This is a genomic window from Pseudomonas sp. M5A4_2d (assembly GCF_053345295.1).
In genome coordinates this window covers 422,612-443,510 of sequence record NZ_JBKEZW010000001.1, presented here as the reverse complement: position 1 = coordinate 443,510, position 20,899 = coordinate 422,612, and the positions used below count along the sequence as shown (strand labels likewise).

At 59.7% G+C, this 20,899-nt stretch carries 18 protein-coding genes; all 18 read right to left on the bottom strand.

Annotation, left to right across the window (positions count from 1 at the left end; genetic code table 11):
- Positions 1 to 2 precede the first annotated feature (2 nt).
- Entirely contained in the window at positions 3 to 1,019 is a 1,017-nt protein-coding gene (fliG, locus tag ACLBW8_RS02015; protein WP_053257308.1) for a flagellar motor switch protein FliG, read from the bottom strand.
- Entirely contained in the window at positions 1,012 to 2,787 is a 1,776-nt protein-coding gene (gene fliF, locus ACLBW8_RS02010) for a flagellar basal-body MS-ring/collar protein FliF (protein ID WP_447804443.1), read from the bottom strand. The genes fliG and fliF overlap by 8 nt, the downstream gene beginning before the upstream one ends.
- Before the next feature lie 16 nt (positions 2,788 to 2,803).
- Complete coding sequence (gene fliE, locus ACLBW8_RS02005; protein ID WP_016972029.1) at positions 2,804 to 3,133, bottom strand: flagellar hook-basal body complex protein FliE; 330 nt, start codon at positions 3,131 to 3,133, stop codon at positions 2,804 to 2,806.
- Between the two features lie 139 nt (positions 3,134 to 3,272).
- Positions 3,273 to 4,652: a sigma-54-dependent transcriptional regulator gene (locus tag ACLBW8_RS02000; protein ID WP_262665781.1), complete on the bottom strand. Its 1,380-nt coding sequence runs from the start codon at positions 4,650 to 4,652 to the stop codon at positions 3,273 to 3,275.
- A 7-nt stretch (positions 4,653 to 4,659) separates the two neighbouring features.
- Positions 4,660 to 5,871: a sensor histidine kinase gene (locus ACLBW8_RS01995; RefSeq protein WP_447805005.1), complete on the bottom strand. Its 1,212-nt coding sequence runs from the start codon at positions 5,869 to 5,871 to the stop codon at positions 4,660 to 4,662.
- A 110-nt stretch (positions 5,872 to 5,981) separates the two neighbouring features.
- The gene (locus tag ACLBW8_RS01990; protein ID WP_064453465.1) at positions 5,982 to 7,457 is read right to left on the bottom strand and encodes a sigma-54 dependent transcriptional regulator; all 1,476 of its coding nucleotides are present in this window, start codon (positions 7,455 to 7,457) and stop codon (positions 5,982 to 5,984) included.
- A 170-nt stretch (positions 7,458 to 7,627) separates the two neighbouring features.
- Positions 7,628 to 7,924, bottom strand: a complete 297-nt coding sequence (locus ACLBW8_RS01985) for a flagellar protein FliT (RefSeq protein ID WP_259763563.1) — start codon at positions 7,922 to 7,924, stop codon at positions 7,628 to 7,630.
- Between the two features lie 24 nt (positions 7,925 to 7,948).
- A complete protein-coding gene (gene fliS / locus ACLBW8_RS01980) occupies positions 7,949 to 8,338 on the bottom strand; it encodes a flagellar export chaperone FliS (protein WP_407016018.1) in 390 nt (129 codons plus the stop codon).
- Positions 8,339 to 8,480: 142 nt separating this feature from the next.
- Positions 8,481 to 9,893 (bottom strand): flagellar filament capping protein FliD, encoded by a 1,413-nt coding sequence (gene fliD / locus ACLBW8_RS01975; RefSeq protein WP_407016017.1) that lies wholly within the window; start codon positions 9,891 to 9,893, stop codon positions 8,481 to 8,483.
- An 80-nt stretch (positions 9,894 to 9,973) separates the two neighbouring features.
- Positions 9,974 to 10,333, bottom strand: coding sequence for a flagellar protein FlaG (locus tag ACLBW8_RS01970; RefSeq protein WP_128590691.1), 360 nt, complete (start codon positions 10,331 to 10,333; stop codon positions 9,974 to 9,976).
- A gap of 75 nt (positions 10,334 to 10,408) precedes the next feature.
- Positions 10,409 to 11,854, bottom strand: coding sequence for a flagellin N-terminal helical domain-containing protein (locus ACLBW8_RS01965; RefSeq protein WP_407016016.1), 1,446 nt, complete (start codon positions 11,852 to 11,854; stop codon positions 10,409 to 10,411).
- A 265-nt stretch (positions 11,855 to 12,119) separates the two neighbouring features.
- The gene (locus ACLBW8_RS01960; protein ID WP_064453469.1) at positions 12,120 to 13,049 is read right to left on the bottom strand and encodes a ketoacyl-ACP synthase III; all 930 of its coding nucleotides are present in this window, start codon (positions 13,047 to 13,049) and stop codon (positions 12,120 to 12,122) included.
- A 277-nt stretch (positions 13,050 to 13,326) separates the two neighbouring features.
- On the bottom strand, positions 13,327 to 14,910 hold the full coding sequence (locus ACLBW8_RS01955) for a flagellar hook-associated protein 3 (RefSeq protein ID WP_221295332.1): 1,584 nt from the start codon (positions 14,908 to 14,910) through the stop codon (positions 13,327 to 13,329).
- 14 nt (positions 14,911 to 14,924) lie between these two features.
- Positions 14,925 to 16,961, bottom strand: coding sequence for a flagellar hook-associated protein FlgK (gene flgK, locus ACLBW8_RS01950; RefSeq protein WP_447804442.1), 2,037 nt, complete (start codon positions 16,959 to 16,961; stop codon positions 14,925 to 14,927).
- Between the two features lie 10 nt (positions 16,962 to 16,971).
- On the bottom strand, positions 16,972 to 18,231 hold the full coding sequence (flgJ, locus tag ACLBW8_RS01945) for a flagellar assembly peptidoglycan hydrolase FlgJ (RefSeq protein ID WP_064453472.1): 1,260 nt from the start codon (positions 18,229 to 18,231) through the stop codon (positions 16,972 to 16,974).
- Positions 18,232 to 18,241: 10 nt separating this feature from the next.
- Complete coding sequence (locus ACLBW8_RS01940; RefSeq protein ID WP_447805004.1) at positions 18,242 to 19,330, bottom strand: flagellar basal body P-ring protein FlgI; 1,089 nt, start codon at positions 19,328 to 19,330, stop codon at positions 18,242 to 18,244.
- 27 nt (positions 19,331 to 19,357) lie between these two features.
- Complete coding sequence (gene flgH, locus ACLBW8_RS01935) at positions 19,358 to 20,053, bottom strand: flagellar basal body L-ring protein FlgH (protein ID WP_064453473.1); 696 nt, start codon at positions 20,051 to 20,053, stop codon at positions 19,358 to 19,360.
- A 53-nt stretch (positions 20,054 to 20,106) separates the two neighbouring features.
- The gene (gene flgG, locus ACLBW8_RS01930; RefSeq protein ID WP_064453474.1) at positions 20,107 to 20,892 is read right to left on the bottom strand and encodes a flagellar basal-body rod protein FlgG; all 786 of its coding nucleotides are present in this window, start codon (positions 20,890 to 20,892) and stop codon (positions 20,107 to 20,109) included.
- Positions 20,893 to 20,899 lie beyond the last annotated feature (7 nt).

Below are 20,899 nucleotides of genomic sequence, written 5' to 3'. Positions count from 1 at the left end.
CCTTAGATCATTTCTTCGCCGCCCTTCCCGCCGAGAACGATTTCTCCGGCTTCGGCCATACGGCGGGCAATGGTGAGGATTTCCTTCTGGGCGGTTTCCACGTCGCTGACGCGGACCGGGCCTTTGGCTTCCAGGTCGTCGCGCAACAGTTCGGACGCGCGCTTGGACATGTTCTTGAAGATCTTCTCTTTGACACCTTCGTCCGAGCCCTTGAGGGCCAGTACCAAAACGTCGGACGAGACCTCACGCAGCAACGCCTGGATGCCACGGTCGTCGACATCGGAGAGGTTGTTGAACACGAACATGAGGTCTTCGATCTGGCCGGACAGGGTGTCGTCGATCTCGCGGATCGAGTCCATCAACTGGCCTTCGACCGAGCTGTCGAGGAAGTTCATGATGTCGGCCGCACGCTTGATGCCGCCCAGGGTGGTACGCGAGGCATTCGAGTTGCCCGAGAACTGCTTCTCGAGAATCGTGTTGAGTTCTTTCAGCGCGGCCGGCTGCACGGTGTTCAGCGACGACACGCGCAGGATGATGTCCAGGCGCACTTTATGGTCGAAGTGGCCGAGCACTTCACCGGCCTGGTCCGGGTCGAGGTAGGCCACCACGATGGCCTGGATCTGCGGGTGCTCGTAGCGGATCACATCAGCCACGGCGCGCGGCTCCATCCATTTCAGGCTGTCGAGGCCACTGGTGTTGCCGCCCAGCAGGATGCGGTCGATCAGGCCGTTGGCCTTGTCTTCGCCCAGGGCCGAGGTGAGCATCTTGCGGATATAGCTGTCGGAACCGACGCCCAGGCTGGTCTGGTCGCCGACAATCTCGACGAACTCGCTCATCACCTGCTCGACTTGCTCACGGTGCACATTGCGCATCTGCGCCATGGCCACGCCCACGCGCTGAACCTCTTTGGGGCCCATGTGGCGCAGCACTTGTGCGGCGTCGGTCTCACCCAAGGACAGCAGCAGGACTGCGGCTTTATCGACTTTGGTGAGCTTGGCAACAGCGGCTCGATCATTCATCTGCGTTAATCCACTCTTTCACGACCTGAGCCACACGGCCCGGGTCTTCTGCTACCAGACTCTTGATTGCATTCAGCTGAGCGTCATAGCCTTCGCTCGGGCTTGGCAACAGAATACTTTGCGGGCCGCCCAGGCTGACGCGGTCGTTGGCCAGTTCGCCGTCCAGGCCGCCCATGCCACCCAACTCGACGTCGCTTCCTGCAAGAGCAAGCTGCTTCTTGCCGTGGCCGGTGATGTTGTTGAGCACCGGACGCAGCACGCCGAACACCAGCACCAGGATGAACAACACACCCAGCACTTGCTTGACGATGTCCCAGAACCACGGCTGCGTGTAGAACGCAGGGTCAGTGATGACTTCGCCACGCTCGACCGAGAACGGCATGTTGATCACGCTGACGCTGTCACCCCGGCTGGCGTCGAAACCTACCGCGTCCTGCACCAGGCGAGTAAAGCGCGCCAGTTCGTCGGCACTCCACGGCGCACGGGTAACAGCGCCGTCAGCGGCGTTGACCTTGACTTGGTCATCGACCACCACCGACACCGACAGGCGATTGATTTTGCCCTGCTGCTGCTTGGTGTGGCTGATGGACCGGTCGAGTTCGAAGTTCTTGGTCGACTGGTTACGCTTGTCCGCCGGGTATGGCGCGAGCATCGGCTGGCCGGTGGCCGGGTCCATGATCTGCTGACCGTTGGCGTCCAACAATGGCTGGCCAGGCTGGATCGCACCGGCGGTCGCAGCGGCGCCACCGGTGGTTTGCGGCGCCGAGGCAGGCGCCGGTGGCTGGTTGCTCAGGGCACCCGGCACGCCTTGCGGGCCATTGCTGGCGGTGCGTTGTTCGCTGGTGGACTGCTCGCTGCGCAGGGCCGGCTGGTCCGGGTTGAACTGTTCAGAGGTCGATTCGACCGCGCTGAAGTCCACGTCGGCAGACACTTCAGCCTTGTAGCGGTCGTTGCCCAGCACCGGCTGCAGAATGTTATGCACGCGCTGGGTGAGCATGCTTTCCATGCGGCGGCTGTAGTCGAACTGCTTGCCGGCCTGGGACAGCGCGGAATTTTCCGCCATGTCCGACAGCAGGTTGCCCTTCTGGTCGACCACGGTAATTTGCGATTTGCTCAATTCAGGAACGCTGGTGGCCACCAGATTGATGATCGCCAGAACCTGGCCAGGCTCCAGGGAGCGGCCGGAAAACAGTTCCACCAGCACCGAGGCGCTCGGCTTGCGTTCATCACGCACAAACACCGAACTCTTCGGAATCGCCAGGTGCACGCGGGCGCCTTTGACGTTATTGAGGCTTGAGATGGTGCGCGCCAGTTCGCCTTCCAAGCCACGACGGTAGCGAGTGGCTTCCATGAACTGGCTGGTACCCAGGCCCTGGTCCTTGTCGAGGATTTCAAAACCGATATTGCTGTCGGACGGTGTCACGCCGGCGGCGGCCAGCTTCATGCGTGCACGGGCGACGTCGTCGGCCTTGACCAGCAAGGCACCGGAGTTGGGTTCTACGGTGTAGGCGATGTCGGCGGCGGCCAGGGTTTCCATGATCTGCTTGGAATCCATGCCGGCCAGGCTGCCGTACAGCGGGCGGTAATCAGGTTGCTGCGACCACAGCACCACGGCAAAACCAATCGCCACGCTGGCAGCCAGGCCGACCATCAGGCCCACCTGACGCAACATGGTCATCTCGGAGAGGTTTTCCAGGAACGACAAACCAAACAGCGGCGGCTTGCCGTCTGTCTTGGCGGGTACGTTGTCCACGACTGCTTCTGCCATGACTTAAATCTCGTCCTTAAACCGGCATCTGCATGATGTCTTGATAAGCCTGAACCAGCTTGTTACGCACTTGGGTCAAGGCCTGGAAGGAAACACTGGCTTTTTGCGAGGCGACCATCACGTCGGTGAGGTCCACGCCGCTTTTGCCGATTTCGAAGGCGGTCGCCAACTGGTTCGAGGCTTGCTGGGTATCACTGACTTTGTTGATTGCCTGACCGAGCATGTCGGCAAAACTGCTTTGGCCCAATTCCGGCGCTGGCGCGACGGATTTCGGTTGAGCCATGGCATCCATTTGCATGGAGCGCATATCCAACATCAACCGATTGAACTCAATACCCTGGCTCATGACCTTCTCTCTCCGACGACCCGCAATTTTTTGACACTACGCAGCGGTTACTAGAGTGGTAGCAACAAGGGTGCCAGATCCGTGGCGATTCGTAAGAAAAGGCGACAAACCCTGTCGGCCTAGTTGTAAGGCGCGGTTGTCAGGTCGCGAAAAGGTAGGCTTCCACATCCATCCCGGCATCGCGCATCTGCGCCAGCTTGTAGCGCAGGGTGCGCGGGCTGATGCCCAAACGTTCGGCCGCTTCTTTGCGGCGGCCGCGCTCGGCACGCAGGGTGTCGATGATCATCTGGAATTCGCGGCGCCGCAGGTCATCACCCAACGCACCGCCGGACTCGGCTTCGGCAACCGCCACAGGCGACGGCGCAAGGCTCGGCAAGGGTGCCGCGCCACTGCCCATGGCGAGGCAGAAGTCTTGGGGCTGGATCAAACCGCCCTGCTGCAAAATCAACGCACGCTGGATCGCGTTGTCCAGTTCCCGCACGTTGCCGGGCCATGGGTAGCTGATCAGGCAGGCCTGTGCTTCAGCCGACAGCCGTGCCTGGGCGTGCTTCATTTTTTTGACGTGGTTGTTCAGCAGGCGTTCGGCCAGCGGGATGATGTCCGCCGGGCGCTCACGCAATGGGCGCCAGGCCAGAGGAAAGACTGACAGCCGGTAAAACAAATCTTCCCTAAAGCGCCCCGCTGCCACTTCGCCCGCCAGGTCACGGTTGGTGGTGGCGACCACGCGGATATCCAGCTGGATCGGCTTGCGCGCACCGACGCGCTCCACTTCACGCTCCTGCAACACCCGCAGCAGCTTGGCTTGCAGACCCAGGGGCATTTCCGAGATTTCGTCGAGCAGGATGGTGCCGCCGTCGGCCTGTTCGAACTTGCCGGCCTGGGCCGCAATGGCGCCGGTGAACGAGCCCTTTTCATGGCCGAACAAGGTGGCTTCGAGCATGTTGTCGGGGATGGCCGCGCAGTTGATAGCGATGAAGGGTTGCTTGGCGCGACCGGACTGCTGGTGGATATAGCGTGCCAGCACCTCTTTACCGGTGCCGGACTCGCCGGATATCAGCACGGTTGAATCACTGCGCGCCACACGGGCGGCCAATTCCAGCAACTGTGCGCTGGCAGGTTCGAAGGCAATCGGGCCTTCGCCTTCGGCAGCCGAGATCACGCCCAGGGCATGCCGGGCGACCAGCTCGATCAGGGCTTTGGGCTCAAACGGTTTGACCAGGTAATCCGCCGCGCCCTGGCGCATGGCATCCACGGCCCGCTCCACGGCGCCGTGGGCGGTCATCAACAACACCGGCAGTTGCGGCTGGCGTGCGCGTAGCAGGCCGAGCAACTGATGGCCGTCCATCCCGGGCATGTTCACGTCGCTGACCACCAGGCTGAAGGACTCCTGATCAACAGCCTCCAAGGCCTCCTCGGCAGAACCGACCGCCCGGTAGTCATGGCCCGCCAACAGCAGCGTGTCAGCCAATGCTTCACGCAGGGCGCGATCGTCTTCCACCAATAAAACCTTGATAGCCATAGTCCTTTTACTCCGCGCTTGCCGCGCTGGAAAACAGCGGCAAGGTCATCAATGCACACGTGCCACGCCCCAACCGGGAATGCAGTTGCAATTCTCCCTGATGGGCCCGTGCCACCGCCTTGACCACGGTCAGGCCGAGGCCAGTGCCGTTAGTCTTGGTGGTAAAAAAGGGTTCGCCCAGGCGTTGCAACACCACCGGGTCGATGCCACTGCCGCTGTCGCTGATACACAGGCGCAAGGTTTGCTCGCGGCTGTACAGGTGCACCTTGAGGCGTGCACCGGGGCCGCTGGCCTGGGTGGCGTTTTCGATCAGGTTGAGCAAAGCACCGACCAGCGTGTCGCGATTGCACAGCAACTCGCCGAGGTGGCTGTCGCACTGCCAGCGCACATTGACATCATGGATATGGGTAGCTGCCGCCGATTGCAGCGACTGCAGCAACTCGGACGGCGTGATGCGGTCGGTCAGCGGTAGTTCGCCGCGGGCAAACACCAGCATGTCGCGCACCTGGTGCTCCAATTCGTGCAGGCGCTCCTTGAGGCGGCCGGCAAATCGTTGGTGGGTGGCGGCCGGCAGTTGCTCATCAGTCAAATGACTGGCGTAGATCAACGCCGCCGAGAGCGGCGTACGGATCTGATGCGCCAAAGAAGCGACCATCCGCCCCAACGACGACAAGCGCTCATGGCGCGCCAGTTGGTCTTGCAGGTGACGGGTTTCAGTCAAGTCGTTGAGCAGCACCAACTGGCCGGGCTCGGCGTCCAGGGAGCGCGTGGCGATGGACAGCCGACGACCATCCTTGAGGGAGATTTCGTGACCGTCGTCCTCACGCGGTGCGAAGCATCGGGTGATGACGTGGCGCCACAGCTCACCTTCCAGCGGTTCGCCCAACAAGTCGCGCGCGGCCGGGTTGGCTTCGCGAACATGGCCCATTTCATCAATGACGATCACGCCACCGGGCAACAGGTCGAGGAGATTTTGCAGACGGTTGGCCAGGCGCTCTTTCTCGGCCAGCTCTTCCATGCGCTGGGCGCTCACCACCGCCAGCTCGCCTTTGAGCTCGGATACCCGGGCTTCCAGCAAGCTGTAGGAGTCAGTCAGTTGACTCGACATCTGGCTGAACTGCGAGAACGCCTGCTCAAGACCCTGCCGGGTAAGCGGCTCTGCGGACGGAACGAGCCCCGGGATAGCAGGGGCTGAAGAAAGTTGGGCGGCGTGGGGCATCATGCTCTCTCGCTTGGCTGACCGTCAGTTAAACGGAACGTTGCGAGGGCTGTAGCAATACCCGTGCCTAAAATAATAGGCTTATTTTTCAGTCACTTGAAAAACAGGCGTCAATCATCCGCCTGTTCATCACCTTCTCGACGGCTCATACCGTACTTGCGCATCTTCTCAACCAGGGTCGTGCGACGGATGCGCAGGCGCTCGGCGGCGCGCGCGACGATACCGTTGGCATCGTCCAGAGCCTGCTGGATCAGGCCTTGTTCCAGGCTACCGAGGTAGTCCTTCAGGTCCAGGCCTTCCGGCGGCAGCATGGCGGTGGAGCCGAAGTCCGGCGTGTGGCCGTTAATGGCAACGCGCTCTTCGAGGTCGGTGCGCAGGCTGTCCACCAGTTGCTCGTCTTCGTCATCGACGTAGCGGAATTTCTTCGGCAACTCGACCACGCCGATCACGCCATAGGGGTGCATGATCGCCATGCGCTCCACCAGGTTGGCCAGCTCACGGACGTTGCCCGGCCAGCCGTGACGGCACAGCGACATGATCGCGGCGGAGTTAAAGCGGATCGAGCCGCGCTTTTCGTGCTCCATGCGCGAAATCAGTTCGTTCATCAGCAGCGGGATGTCTTCTACGCGCTCACGCAGCGGAGCCATCTCGATTGGGAATACATTGAGGCGGTAGTACAAATCTTCGCGGAAGCTGCCGACCTCGATCATGCTTTCGAGGTTCTTGTGCGTAGCGGCGATGATGCGCACGTCGACGCTCTGGGTCTTGTTGCTGCCCACGCGCTCGAAGGTGCGCTCCTGCAGTACACGCAGCAGCTTGACCTGCATCGGCAGCGGCATGTCGCCGATTTCATCGAGGAACAGCGTACCGCCATTGGCCAGCTCGAAACGCCCCGCACGGCTGGTGATTGCCCCGGTAAAGGCGCCCTTCTCGTGGCCGAACAATTCGCTTTCCAGCAGCTCTGCCGGGATCGCCCCGCAGTTGACCGGCACAAAGGGTCCGTCGCGGCGCTTGGAGTGATAGTGCAGGTTGCGCGCGACCACTTCCTTGCCGGTGCCCGACTCGCCGAGGATCAAAACACTGGCGTCGGTATCGGCCACTTGTTGCATCATCTGGCGCACGTGCTGGATCGCACGACTGGTGCCGACGAGGCTGCGGAACAGGTTGGGTTCACGATGACGGCCACGCTCGCGGGCCTGGTCGTACATCTCGCGATAGACCTGGGCACGGTGCAGGGAGTCGAGCAATTTGCTGTAGCTGGGCGGCATTTCCAGGGTGGAAAGCACACGGCGGCGCTGGTCTTCCGGCAGATCCACGGAAGAAATATCACCCATTAGCAACACCGGAAGGAACTCATCCCAGGTCGACAGTGTCTTTAACAGGCCTAGAACTGCGCCAGGAGCGTTTACCGTCCCGATCAGCACACAAATGACTTCACGGCTCGATGACAACGAGCTGACCGCCTGCTGCCAATCATGGCTGCCGCAGGGCAAATTTTCTTCGCCAAGAAAATTCAAAATTACCGCTAAATCGCGGCGGCGGACGCTATCGTCATCAATCAGCAGAATTTTGGTTTCACGCCACATGCAATAGCAACTTCCCTAGTAAAACGCTCTGCCCCAGAGTGAGGGCAATCTAGACGCCTGTAAGACTTCTTACATTACTAGACGTCTGAAATCTGAAAACAGCACTAGTTAAGTCAAAAATGCTGGCACAGTCAAATATATGACGCGCCGTTCGGATTAACTGAGCCCATTCAGCCGAACAGATGGTAAACCTTTGACGCACTTTGCGCTCGATTGATCTGCGACATCTCTTCGAAAATCGCCTGGCGCTCGCCGGTCGTTACCTCAAGCAATTGCTGATATACCGCCAGCAGACTCTCCAGTTTTTCCCGCAGGGCGTCTTCGTCCACCGGCGCATTATTGAGCGCCTCATCGATCACCGCACGGCAACCCAAATCCAGTTCGCCGATAGCGTCCCAGTTACGTTTGGCCAATGCATCGACCAAGGCTTCGCGGGTCTCGTCAATCCGTTGCAGGGCGTGGCTCATGACATCATCCTCAGGCCCAGAGGCCTACAGCGTTGCAATACCGTCCCAGCCTTCCTTAAGCGTAATCATCAGGCCGGCTACTTCGTCGATCATGGCGACATCGCTTTTGCTGTTTGCTTCCAGCAAGCGCGTGGTCATGTAGGCATACAGGTTATCCAATTGCTGCAACGCGGCCGGATCATCGGTTTTTTCCGGGTTGAGGCCGTCACGCAAACCAATCAGGATGTCGATCGCCTTGCCCAGCAGCAGGCCTTTTTGCGCGATATCACCACGAGCCATGGCGCCCTTGGCCTGAGCCATGCGATCCAACGCGCCTTCCATCAGCATCTGGACCAGACGGTGTGGAGTGGCCTCGGAGACCTGGGCATGGGAATTGACCTTCTGATATTGGCGAAGGGCTCTCATGGGATTCATGTTTCTACCTCGTGACAGGCAACACTAAAAGAAAGGGTTCTGACTATTATGTCGACGGCGTCGCAAAAAACTTTAAGCCGGTGGTCTTGCGAAGGTCACGCCCGACAAAGTTAATCACCTCGCCGGGCGGCCTCATTGAGGATCAACTGGTCTTCGGACTATTCAGCGCGTTAAGCGTGGTCATGACGCTGGAACGTTGACTGGTGAGCTGGGCAACCAAGTTGTTCATCGTGGTGTATTTGGCGGTCAGGCTCGTCTTCAATGCAGCCATGCGCGCAGTCAGGGTGTCCTGCTGGTTTTGCAGGTCCTTGATGTTTGCCGACAGTGTCGACGTACGCGTGGCGAGAACCCCGGTGCCACTGAGCGCATAGCTGTCGGTCGCGGACTTCATCCGAGCCAGCAGCCCCGTGTCACCGTTGAAAATGCCGCCAATGTCAGTGGGGTTGGTCGCGATCGCGGCACTGAACAACTTATCGTCAATGCTGAGCTTGCCGGTCTTCTGGTCAGTGTTCACACCAAACTGGGCCAAGGACTTCAACGCCCCCGTACCACCCAACGCGTTCAGCTCGCTACGTACGGCCGAGGACAGGGTACGTAGGGTAGCGTCGCCCGTCAGCGCAGCAGACGTCGTGGAACCATCGGCATTGGTGGTCACGGCGGTCTCAGTGTTCATCGCCGTCATCAAGGCGTTATAGGTGTCGACAAAGCCCTTGACCGAACTCTTGAGGGTGTCAGTGCTTCGCGCGATGGTAATGGTCGAACTCAGGCGCGTAACGGTGGAGCCTGCGGGCAGCGGATCTGTAGAACCGGCAGGCAGAGGCGACACAGCCGTCAACTTGATACTCACGCCACTGATCGCGTCGCCCAAGGTGTTGCTCTTGGATTCCTGAGCGGTGCCGTCAATGGTGTACTGTGCATTCTTCGGCACGGTCACGACGGACGTTCCGGCTTCCAGGCCAGAGTTACCGCCAAGGGTAATGTCGGTACCGACGCCGGTATTGGTCGACGTCATGACCAAGCGGGAACCGGTGGCGTCAGTCAGGATGTTGGCACTCAAGCCTGCACTGCTGTATTGCGCGTTGATCGAGTCACGCACCTGCTGCAACGTCGCACCTGGCGGAACGCTCACACCATAGCTCTTGCCGGACTGGGAGATCTCCAGGGTGGTCGACGTAGTGCCGGTATTGACGACAGCCTTCGTCCCGGCTGCAAAAGTCTGGGTAGCGACCTTCGAGGCCGTCGCCAACTGATTGACCACCAGTTGGTAACTACCGGCGGAGGCACCGGCCCCCAGGGTGATGGCCGATACGTTGTTATCCGAGGTCGTGGCCGACAAACCGCCGATACTGGCGTCTTTGGCCATGTTGTCCATGGCCCCGCGGAACGCATCCAATGCCGCTTGAATCTTGCCGATCGAGGACAGCTGAGCGGTCGACGTCTGCGTCTGCTTGTTGATCTGCGACTGCTTGGGTGCTTGTTCCGCGTTCACCAATGCCGTCACGATCGACTGGGTATCGATGTTCGTAACTGGGCCGCTAACCGTAATATCACCCATGACTGTTCTCCTGATCCGGGGCTGGCGCTTTCTTGACGTACGACGCCTCAAGCAGCTACAGCAACAAAATTCATGCCAGCTCAGACTTTGGCGTCAAACAACACGCTGCTGGCGTCGTGAAGGCTTTGTGCGAGTTTCAACGCAGTTTCCGAAGGGATCTGCCGAATCACCTCGCCGCTGTCGGTCGCAATGACCTTGACCACCACCTGATGGGTGGTGTCATCAATGGAAAAATCCAGGTTGCGCTGGGCAGCCTGGACGAATTTGCGAATATCCGTGACCGCCTGTTCAAGGTCGGACGGCTTCGAGTCCTGCTTGGGTTCGACCGTGGCAACCGTAGGGTCTACCTTGGTTTTCTGCGGACCGGCACTTACTGGAGCAGGAGCACTTTGCGGCGCCGCTGCCGGATAAGACAGGTTCAACTTGACGCTCATGTCCATGTCCAATCTCCTCATCACGCAAAAGACAAAAGGGCACGTAAACGCGCCCTTCCGTCAGTCATCTACCCATTGCTATTACTGAAGCAGCTTCAGTACAGCGGATGGCAGTTGGTTGGCCTGAGACAGGATCGCAGTGGAAGCCTGTTGCAGGGTTTGTTGCTTGGTCAACTGAGCAGTTTCAGCAGCGTAGTCAACGTCCTGGATCTGACCGCGAGCGGCGCTGGAGTTGTCGGAGATGCTCTGCAGGTTGGCAACGGTGTTGTCGAAACGGTTTTGTACAGCACCGAGGCCGGCACGCTGGGAGTCGATGTCCGAGATCGCCTGGGTGATCACGTCGATCGCGTTTTGCGCGTTGGCAGCGGTAGTAACGTCGGTGTTGTTGACGGTGGTTTTGGTGGAGTTGGCAGCGGTAGCAGCACCGGCAGCGAACACACCGGCTACACCAGCGCCGTTCAGCGCGTAGCTGCTGGAGGAGTTCAGCGAAACAGCACCGGTAGCAACGATAGCGGTGGCGGCCAGTGCAGTAGCAGTACCGTAGGTACCGGTGCCGTCTTTGGTTGCAACCGAGATACCAGCAGCACCGCCGTCACCAGCGTTGAAGGTCAGGTTCTCACCGGTGTCGGACTTGACCGACAGAGCGTTGGTCGACGAATCGTAGTTAACGCTGATGCCCAGCTTGGCAGCGTTGGACGCCAGTTGGCTAGCCAGGTCGGAAGTGCTGGTCACGCCAGTGAACTGAACGGCTGCACCGCTGCCCACTTGCAGGGTGAAGTTAGCGTTCGGAGGAGTAGCCGCACCAATGGTAGCCGCGTTCACGGTGAACTGAGCTTCGGTGCTGGCGGTAGCAGCCAGGCCGCCGACGGCGCCGTTCATTTGAGCAGCGATCTGCTTGGCGGAAGCGCCAGCTGCCAGGGTAACGGTTGCAGACTGGCCACCACCGGTAACGGTGATCGCGCCACCAGCAATACCTGTTGCCGAAGGCGTCAGGGATTGGGTTTTCAGCTGCTGCGAACCAATGTTGTTGGCTGCAACGTTACCGATGCTCATGTCGATGGTCTGGTTGGCGTTGGCGCCGACCTGGAACGAAGTGGTACCGAAAGAACCGTCCAGCAGGTTCTTGCCACCGAAAGTAGTGGTGGTAGCGATACGGGTCAATTCAGCAGTCAGTGCTGCGTATTGAGCCTGGTTCGACTTACGGTCGTCAGCGCTTGGCGAGCCGTTGGCGGATTGCAGAGCCAGGGTACGCATGCTTTGCAGGATGTTGGTGGACTGCTGCATGGCGCCTTCAGCGGTCTGAGCAATCGAGCTGCCGTCGTTGGCGTTCTTGATTGCAACGCCCAGGCCGTTGATCTGGCTGGTCAGACGGTTGGAGATTTGCAGGCCGGCCGCATCGTCTTTGGCGCTGTTGATACGCAGGCCGGAGGACAGACGCTGCATGGAGGTTTGCAGGGCACCGGAAGCCTTGTTCAGGTTGTTCTGTACGGTCAACGAAGCAAGGTTAGTGTTTACTGTTAAAGTCATGACGAAATCCTCGTGGGTGGTGTACTGCGGCTTCCGGCCCTGGCAACCGCCGGGTGTGGCCTAGAGAACCTTCGTAATAGTTATCGTCGTGAATGCAAGTTGCTTGAGGACTTTTTTGATTTTTTTTACTAGCACGGGGCCACACTTTGTAATTCAAGCGTTTACGATAGCTCAATGCCCAGCAAATGCTGGGTTTTTTGGCGCCAAATAAAAAACGCCCAGGCTTTTTCAAGCCTGGGCGTTTTTTGTGCAACCTATCAAGGCATCACGGGCGATAGAGAATCGCCGAACCCCACGACAGGCCCACACCAAACCCGCTGATGGCAACCCGCTTCCAGTCGCCATCCATCATGTGCTTTTCCAGCAGCAGCGGAATGCTCGAAGACACCGTGTTGCCGGTCTCGACCATGTCCTTGATGAACTTCTCCACGGGCGCATCTTCGAAACGCCGCGCGACGGCGTCGACAATCGCCGCACTGCCCTGATGGATGCAGAACGCGTCAATTTCGTCAGCCTTAAGGTCAGACTCATTGAGCAGCTCGTGCAAATGCGCCGGCACCTTGAGCAACGCGAAGTTGAACACTTGGCGACCGTTCATGAAAAACACGCCGTCGCTGACCTTCAAGTGCGGCGCGCCGGAACCGTCGGTACCGAACTTCGACTTGCCCAGCAACCAGGGCGCGTCTTCACCCATCCAGGTGGCGGTGGCGGCATCGCCGAACAGCATGGTGGTGTTGCGGTCTTCCGGGTCCACGATCTTCGAATACGGGTCGGCGGTGATCAACAGGCCGTTTTTCAGGCCGGTGGCTTCCATGAAGCCCTTCATCGCATAGATGCCGTAGACATAGCCGGAGCAGCCCAGGGAGATATCGAACGCAGCTACGTGGGTCGGCAGGCCCAGCTTGTCCTGAACGATAGCAGCGGTGTGGGGCAAACCCTCTTCGTCGCCGTTTTGCGTTACGACGATCAGCGCGTCGATGGATTCGCGCTTCAAATCCGGGTTAGCCGCAAACAAGGCGTTGACCGCCTCGACACACAGATCAGAGGTTTCCTGCGCAGCATCCTTGCGCGGCAGGAACGCCGAACCGATCTTGCCGATGATGAAATCTTCATCCTTGGCGAATTTGGCGCCCTGGGCGTAGTTATCAACCCCGTCTGCCGGCACGTAACTGGCGATGCTTTTTATGCCAATCATTGTGGCTTCCCAATACTAAATAGCTGGATAACGCCCCTCGGGCTACGCCGGGAGCGCTGACAATAAAGGGGATAACCCCATAAAAATATCGCTGAAAGCCGCCGCGTAAAGACCCGAAGACGACTTATCCTTTTCACACGATACAGTGAAGATGCGCTTTATGACTCACAGGTCACTCAATTTTGTGCGCTTTGTGCAAAACCCTGCAACATTCCCGGCAGCAGAAACGACAACGGCCCACCCTGCTTCCAGGGTGGGCCGCTTGCGCTGCCGCCGATTACATCCGGCTGAACAGGCTCAACTGGGAAATCTTCACGAAGGCCAGTTGTGAGGCTTGCAGCATGGTCTGTTGCAAGGTCAGGTCAATGGCAGCCTGGCCCATATCGACGTTGGCCAGCGATGACATGGTGGAGGTGTTGGCCAAGCCCAGGCTGGTGTTTTCCTGGCCCTGAATATCCAGCGCATTCTGGCGCGCACCAATCGAACCACGCACTTGGTCAATCTGCGCCGAAGCGTTCGTCAGGTTGCCGATGGTGGTGTTGATAACATCCTTGAGGTTGTTCTTGGCGACCTGGTTGCCATCGGCCGGCGTTAGCAGCGCCTGGCGCAACTGGCTCAGGGTATCCAGGGCGTTCATGTTCTTGTTGCTGGTGGCGCCGATGGAAAACTGATCACCAGCCCCCGGCGTACCGCTCACATCGAACGTCACCCCGGCAGCGGTAATCGACGTCGCGCCTGCGGCCATGGTGCCCGAGGCAATCGACTTGCTGTTCGGCGTGTACGGCTGCGCATACACGTCGTAAGCACTGCCGCTGGTGAACTTGATCACCGCCCCCGAGTTGGGAAAGGTACTGGCGTAGCTCGCCTGATCCGTGACCCGGCCGCCGGTCAGTTGCGCCGTGGACGGATTACTGGCGGTACGCGAGCTGCTGAACGTATCCGGCTTGCTTTCCAGGGTGAACGCCTTGCCCGCCACCAATGCATCAGAAGGAGCACCCGATGCGACGTCCGGACCGAGGTTCAAGCTGATGTCAAACTTGACCCCGCGCAGGTTGACGCTGGCGGCGCCTTCCTTGGTGGAGTCAAACGTGCCGTTACCGGTGATCTCGGAGGTAACGTCGTTACCGTCCTTGTCGCTCACGCTGTATTGGGTACTGCTGGAGAAGGTCAACTTATAGGGCTGGCCATCGGAAAAACTCTTGGTGTAAGCGGTGCCGGAGGTGATCAGGCCCGCCGAGATCGCAACCTTGCCGTCATTCACTGCAGGCGGCAACAAGGTAGCCTGGGTGCGACCGGTATTGGAGGAACTTTCCAGCAACGTCTTGCCGGTATCACCCGCAGAAATCGTCAGGTTGCTCGACACTTGCAGGCTCAGCGGCGTCTCATCACCCTGGTAGGTGTAGGTGCCATCGTTGTTACGGCTGTAGGGCGGCGTGTCGGTCTTGGTCCCGGAAAACATGTAGTTGCCGCTGGAGTCCTTGGTGTTGAGCAGGCCCAACACCTGGTCTTCAAGCGCACCTATCTGGCTGGCGATCGCCTTGCGATCATCATCGCTGAGCTTGAGGTTACCGGCCTGCAATGCCAGGCCCTGCGCGCTTTGCAGGGTAGTGTTGATGCTCGCCAGGACACTTTCTTCGTTGGTCAGCGAGTTTTGCAAGGTCGTGATGTTGCCGTTGTATTGCCCCAGCATGTCTTTCTGCTGTTGCAACAGCAGCAATTGGGCGGCGGCTACCGGATCGTCCGCTGCGGTCTGCACACGCACACCGGAACTCGCCTGGTCCTGGGCCTTCACCACACCCGAATAGTTATCCTGATACTTGCTGGAGCTGGTGTCGAAATACTGCTGTGTAGAGATACGCATCGTTCCAGACTCCTTTAAAGGGCGTTAATCAGTGTGCTGAAGGTTTCTTGCGCAGCCTTGATGATCTGCGACGACGCGGTGTAGTACTGCTGGAACTTGATCATGTCGCCCGCCTCCTCATCCAGGTTGACCTGGGACACGGAGTTGCTGGCCGCCTTGTTCGCCGCCAGCAAGGCGCCGGTGGCGGTGCTGTCGGTGTTGGCCTGGGCCGCCTTGGAGCCCACCTGCGACACCAACCGGCTATTGGCACTGACCAGGCTGACGCCCGCGTTGCCATCCACCGCGCCGACCGTCGCCTTGGTCTGCAACCCCAGCAATTGCTGGGCGTTGCGGCCATCGGAGGTCGCACCGCTGTTGAACGAAAAGGTCGTGCTGTCGCCATTGGCGGGCGCACCGGACACCGTGGTATCAAAGCTGAAGCTCTTGCCTGGGATCAACGTGCCAGTGGCATCGCGCATCGGCACATTGATGGTGACCTTGTTGCCCTGCCCCGGGATGATACTGCCGGTGCCGATCGCGTTGCCCTGGGCATCGTTGACCGTGTAGGACTGGGTGCCATCCGCCGCAGGCTTGCCGAACACCATCTTCACCGGCATCGAGTTTTCGATCCCGGCACGCAATTGAGCAGTGGCGGCGCCGCCGTTGATATCAATCGGCACGGTTAATGTCGGTTGCGTGAACGCGCCGGTGCCGGTGTTGGTTTTGCTGGCATTCCCCGCCAAGGGTGCAGCGAACGCAAGTTTGTTCGGGTCTTTGAGGTCGACACTAATGTTGCTCGCACCCGTGGCGGTCGGGCTGACCTTGAAGCTGTCACCGGCAGCGACCGGCCCCTTGCCATTCAAGGCCAGGGTGAAACCGTCAATCACCGGCGGCGGCGTGGTGGTGGTGTCGAACGAACCCATGGCTTTGCCATCGGAACGCACCACGTTGTACTGGTTGCCGCTGGTGAAGGTGACTTTGTAGTCGAAGGTCGACAGCTTGCTGCTGTCGGCAATCGTCACGTTCAGGTTGCCGGAGCCTGCGCTGTTACCCGAGGCGGCCTGGCTACGTTGAGTAATCGCTGTCGCACTGTTGATGTCGCTGAACAGCGAAGAGCCGAAATCACTGTTGAGGTCCAAACCCTGACCCAACTGACTGTTGACGCTGTCCGCCGTGGCGATGGCGATGCGGCCCAGGTCGTTGATGGCCGGCATCAGCGCATCACTGCGGTAACGCAACAAGCCGCCAATGCTGCCACCGGAAACGACATTACCGATGTCCATCGGTGTGTCGCCCATATTCAGCTGGATGGTGTACTGGCTGTTGTCGGTCTTGCTGGGCACGGCTGAAATCGTGTTGGCGACATTACCCTCGACGAGCGACTGCCCCGTGCCGGTGGTGATGCTGACCTGGCCGTTCTTCTCGGTGGCCGTGACACCAATCAGTTCATTGAGCGAACGTACCGCCTCGTTACGCGCATCCAGCAGGTTGGCCGGCGCGCTGGTCGAGGAGCCCTGGGCCTGGGAAATCTGACCATTGAGCGACGCAATCGACGACGTCAGCTTGTTGACCTGATCGCTCATGGTGGTCAACTGGGCGTTGATGCCTTCTTTCTGCTGAGTCAATTGCGTGGAAATCGCGTTGAAGCGGTTGCTCAAGGTCTGGGCGCTGGTCACCAGCAGTTGCCGGGCGGACACGTCGCTGGGCGTCGCCGCGGCGGTCTGCAGCGAGGCAAAAAATGCGCTGAGCACCGCAGACATGCCGGTGGATTTGTCCGACAAGGTCTTGTCGATCGCTGCGGCCTGGCCCGCGTAGGCAGTGGCATCGCTATTGAGCGCCGTGCTGCTCTGGTAGGCGGCGCCCAAAAAGTCGTTATAAATGCGGCGCACATCCGCCAGCGTCGTGCCGCTGCCGATAAACACGCCGCCATAGGGGTTGCTGGCATTGGCGTTCTGAGTGGTCTGCTGACGCGAGTATCCCGGGGTGTTGACGTTGGCAATGTTGTTACTCAAGACCGACAGCGATCCTTGAGCGGCGTTGAGCCCTGACATCCCGATACTGAGCAAACTCATGATTCAGACCTTATAAATGTGTGGTAGCGCCAGCGGCTGCGTAATTCTGGTAACTGTTCATCGTTTTGGCGATCTGCGAAATCTTGCTGGCGTAAGCCGGATCGGTTGCATAACCGGCTTTCTGCAACTCGCGTACAAACTGCTCCGGGTTGTCGGCTGATTTCACAACTTCTTTATAGCGATCATTGCTTTGCAGCAGTGTCACCAGGTCATGGAAGCTGTCCTGGTAAGAGTTATAGGAACGGAAATGCGCCGTCTCCTTGACCATCGCCCCATCGCGAAACTCACTGGTGATTGCGCGGGCCTGGGCACCCTGCCAACTCTGACCGGCTTTGATACCGAACAGGTTGTGGCTGCTGCTGCCGTCTTCGGCGCGCATCACCGACTTACCCCAACCGGTTTCCAGCGCGGCCTGGGCCACCAGGTACTTCGGATCGATACCGATACGCGCGGCGGCCGCCTTGGCCATCGGCAGCATGGTGGCGACGAATTCATCCTGCGAGCTGAAGGCCTTCTTCGCCGGTGCCAAGGGTGGCTGGGCAACGGCGCGACCATAAACCTGCATGCGCCCGCTCGGTACGGCAAAGCTGCGCGCCGCGCTGTTGATCACCGTGTCGGCGGCGACACTGTTACGCAGTGGCGCGCTTGCCGGGGTGGTGGCAGCGGTAGCGTTTGGCACGATGCCAATGAGCAGGCGATCAGTCAGCTTGCTCGGCAAGGAGATACGGCGCTGGTTCATCAGCGCCACGTCGTTGGCATGAGTGTTGGTGCCTTCAGGGACCGCCACACGGAACGCCCACAGAGGCCGCTGCCCATTGGAGCGACCCAGCGGCCCATTCGCCTTGGTACCCGCCGCGATTTCCGTCGGCACATCCGCTTTCTTCACCGGCTCGGCAGCCGCCGGGCCTTGCAAGGTAGCGGCCTGGGCGTCCACTGGCTTGTTCTTCTGCATCTGGCGCATCAGCACGTCGGCCAGGCCGATACCGCCGCCTTCGCGGGACATCGAGACCGCCAGTTGCTGGTCGTACATTTCCTGATATTGCTTGGCCGCCGGAGTGTTCAGCGGGTTGTCCTTGCCGAGGGCCTCGGTGGCCGAGCGCATGGACTTGAGCATTTCGCTCAAGAACAACGACTCGAACTCCTGCGCCACTTTGCGCATGTTGCCGTCGCTGTTCTTGTCGGCACCGACCTTGAGCTGGTTAAGCCGGTTCAAGTCGGAGTAAGACCCCGAGTCCGCCGTGCTGCTGATCCCGCTCTTGCGCATGTCCATGGCGATGGCCTCAGATCACAATCAGGTCGGCTTGTAAGGCGCCGGCCTGTTTCAAAGCTTCGAGGATCGCCATCAAGTCGCCTGGGGCCGCGCCCACCTGGTTCACCGCACGGACAATCTCGTCCAGGGTAGTGCCGGGGCCGAACTTGAACATCGGCTTGGCTTCTTGCTGAGCATTAACCCGCGAGCGAGGTACCACCGCCGTCTGGCCATTGGACAACGGCCCAGGCTGGCTGACGATAGGGTCTTCGGTGATGGTGACAGTCAGGCTGCCATGGGTCACCGCTGCCGGCGACACTTTGACGTTCTGGCCGATAACGATAGTGCCGGTACGCGAATTGATGATGACCTTGGCCACCGCCTGGCCCGGGTCGACCTCAAGGTTTTCCAGGATCGACAGGTAATCGACACGCTGGCTTGGGTCCAACGGTGCCGTCACACGGATCGAGCCGCCATCGATGGCCTGAGCCACGCCAGGGCCGAGCATGTCGTTGATCTTGTCGACCACGCGCTTGGCGGTGGTGAAGTCAGAACGGTTGAGGTTCAACGTCAGGCTGTTGCCCTGGTTGAAACCGCTGGGCACGGTGCGTTCCACCATGGCGCCACCCGGAATCCGTCCGGCAGACGGCACGTTCACGGTAATTTTCGAGCCATCACGGCCTTCGGCATCAAAACCACCCACCACCAGGTTGCCCTGGGCGATGGCATAGACGTTACCGTCGATACCCTTGAGCGGCGTCATCAACAGCGTGCCGCCGCGCAGGCTTTTCGAGTTACCGATAGACGATACGGTGATGTCCACCACCTGGCCCGGCTTGGCGAACGCCGGCAAGTCAGCACTGATGGACACGGCCGCGACGTTTTTCAGCTGCACGTTGCCCGAACCCGCCGGCACCTTGATGCCGAACTGCGAGAGCATGTTGTTGAAGGTCTGCAGGGTGAACGGGGTTTGGGTGGTCTGGTCACCCGTGCCATTGAGCCCTACCACCAGGCCGTAACCGATCAACTGGTTGGAACGCACGCCGGAAATGCTGGCGATGTCTTTGAGGCGTTCGGCCTGGGCGACAGCGCTTAAGAAAAGCAGGAGTGCCGCCGCCATCAGCTGTTTGAATTTCAAAGTGGTCACCTAGAAAGGGAACAGCGGGCTAAGGAAGAAACGGTCGAACCAGCCCGGCTGACTGGCATCAGCAAACGAACCCGTACCCGAGTAGGTGATGCGTGCATCGGCAATCCGCGTCGACGGCACAGTGTTGTCAGTGGCAATGTCATCGGCCCGCACCATCCCGGCAATACGCACCAACTCATCACCGGTATTGAGGGTCATCCACTTTTCGCCACGGATGGCGATGATGCCGTTGGGCAACACATCCGCGACGGTCACGGTGATCGAACCGGTGAGGCTGTTACCCTGCCCCGCCGCGCTCTTGCCATTGGTGGCGCGGTCGCCGCTGTAGCCGGCATTCAAGCTCAGATCACCACTGCCCAATGGGTTATTGGTATTGGGGACGCCACCAAACAACGAGGTCAAGCCAATGCTCGTCTTGCTGGTCTTGCCCACCTGCGAGTTGGCGTTTTTGCTGGCTTGGGTCTTCTCGTTCAAGGTGATGGTGATGATGTCACCGACCCGGAACGCCTTGCGGTCGCTGTACAGGTTCTGTTCGAAACCGGCCTGGTAGATCGAGCCATTGTTGGCCGCCGCAGGCAAGGGCGTGCGCGGCAGCACCGGCGCGTAGTACGGGTCATTGGGTTTTGGCGTCGGGGCGACACAGCCCGCGAGCACGGCGATCCCACTCAATGCCAGAACAGAAACATAGCGATTCATGACCCTTACCTCACGGTGTTGCAGGCGCCGTCGAAGGCGCCCCATAGACTTGATTACAGATTCTGCGTTACGAACGAAAGCATCTGGTCGGCGGTGGAAATCACCTTGGAGTTCATCTCATAGGCGCGCTGGGTGGTGATCATGTTGACCATCTCCTCAACCGTGCTGACGTTGGACGTTTCCAGGGTGCTTTGCAGGGTGGTGCCGAAACCGTTCAGGCCAGGGGTGCCGATTTGCGGCGCGCCACTGGAAGCGGTCTCCAGGAACAGGTTGTTACCAATGGCTTGCAGGCCGGCCGGGTTGATGAAGTCGGCGGTTTGCAGGTTGCCGATCACTTGCGAAGCCGGGTTGCCGGCAACGGTGATGGACACGGTGCCGTCGTTACCAACGGTGAAGGTCTGGGCGTTGGCGGGTACGACGATCGCCGGTTCCAAGGCAAAGCCGTTGGAGGTAACGACCTGGCCATTGGCGTCCAGGTGGAACGTGCCGTCACGGGTGTAGGTGGTGGTGCCGTCCGGTTGCAGGATCTGGAAGAAACCTTTGCCGTTGATGGCCATGTCCAGCGGCTGCCCGGTTTGCTGCAGGTTACCCGCGGTGAAGTTCTTCTGGGTGCCGACGATTTGCACACCGGTACCCAGTTGCAGGCCCGACGGCAGTTCGCTGTCCTGGGTCGACTGGGCACCTGGCTGGCGCTTGATCTGATAGAGCAAGTCCTGGAACTCGGCGCGGTCACGTTTGAAGCCCGTGGTCGACACGTTCGCCAAGTTGTTGGAAATGGTGGTCAGGTTAGTGTCCTGGGCGGACAAACCTGTTTTGGCAACCCATAGAGCCGGAAGCATGCTGTTC

Excerpts from the sequence above, each read along its gene's own strand:
- fliG (WP_053257308.1), bottom strand. The coding sequence starts at position 1,019 with ATGAATGATCGAGCCGCTGTTGCCAAGCTCACCAAAGTCGATAAAGCC.
- fliF (WP_447804443.1), bottom strand. The coding sequence starts at position 2,787 with ATGGCAGAAGCAGTCGTGGACAACGTACCCGCCAAGACAGACGGCAAG.
- fliE (WP_016972029.1), bottom strand. The coding sequence starts at position 3,133 with ATGAGCCAGGGTATTGAGTTCAATCGGTTGATGTTGGATATGCGCTCC.
- ACLBW8_RS02000 (WP_262665781.1), bottom strand. The coding sequence starts at position 4,652 with ATGGCTATCAAGGTTTTATTGGTGGAAGACGATCGCGCCCTGCGTGAA.
- ACLBW8_RS01995 (WP_447805005.1), bottom strand. The coding sequence starts at position 5,871 with ATGCCCCACGCCGCCCAACTTTCTTCAGCCCCTGCTATCCCGGGGCTC.
- ACLBW8_RS01990 (WP_064453465.1), bottom strand. The coding sequence starts at position 7,457 with ATGTGGCGTGAAACCAAAATTCTGCTGATTGATGACGATAGCGTCCGC.
- ACLBW8_RS01985 (WP_259763563.1), bottom strand. The coding sequence starts at position 7,924 with ATGAGCCACGCCCTGCAACGGATTGACGAGACCCGCGAAGCCTTGGTC.
- fliS (WP_407016018.1), bottom strand. The coding sequence starts at position 8,338 with ATGAATCCCATGAGAGCCCTTCGCCAATATCAGAAGGTCAATTCCCAT.
- fliD (WP_407016017.1), bottom strand. The coding sequence starts at position 9,893 with ATGGGTGATATTACGGTTAGCGGCCCAGTTACGAACATCGATACCCAG.
- ACLBW8_RS01970 (WP_128590691.1), bottom strand. The coding sequence starts at position 10,333 with ATGGACATGAGCGTCAAGTTGAACCTGTCTTATCCGGCAGCGGCGCCG.
- ACLBW8_RS01965 (WP_407016016.1), bottom strand. The coding sequence starts at position 11,854 with ATGACTTTAACAGTAAACACTAACCTTGCTTCGTTGACCGTACAGAAC.
- ACLBW8_RS01960 (WP_064453469.1), bottom strand. The coding sequence starts at position 13,049 with ATGATTGGCATAAAAAGCATCGCCAGTTACGTGCCGGCAGACGGGGTT.
- ACLBW8_RS01955 (WP_221295332.1), bottom strand. The coding sequence starts at position 14,910 with ATGCGTATCTCTACACAGCAGTATTTCGACACCAGCTCCAGCAAGTAT.
- flgK (WP_447804442.1), bottom strand. The coding sequence starts at position 16,961 with ATGAGTTTGCTCAGTATCGGGATGTCAGGGCTCAACGCCGCTCAAGGA.
- flgJ (WP_064453472.1), bottom strand. The coding sequence starts at position 18,231 with ATGGACATGCGCAAGAGCGGGATCAGCAGCACGGCGGACTCGGGGTCT.
- ACLBW8_RS01940 (WP_447805004.1), bottom strand. The coding sequence starts at position 19,330 with ATGGCGGCGGCACTCCTGCTTTTCTTAAGCGCTGTCGCCCAGGCCGAA.
- flgH (WP_064453473.1), bottom strand. The coding sequence starts at position 20,053 with ATGAATCGCTATGTTTCTGTTCTGGCATTGAGTGGGATCGCCGTGCTC.
- flgG (WP_064453474.1), bottom strand. The coding sequence starts at position 20,892 with ATGCTTCCGGCTCTATGGGTTGCCAAAACAGGTTTGTCCGCCCAGGAC.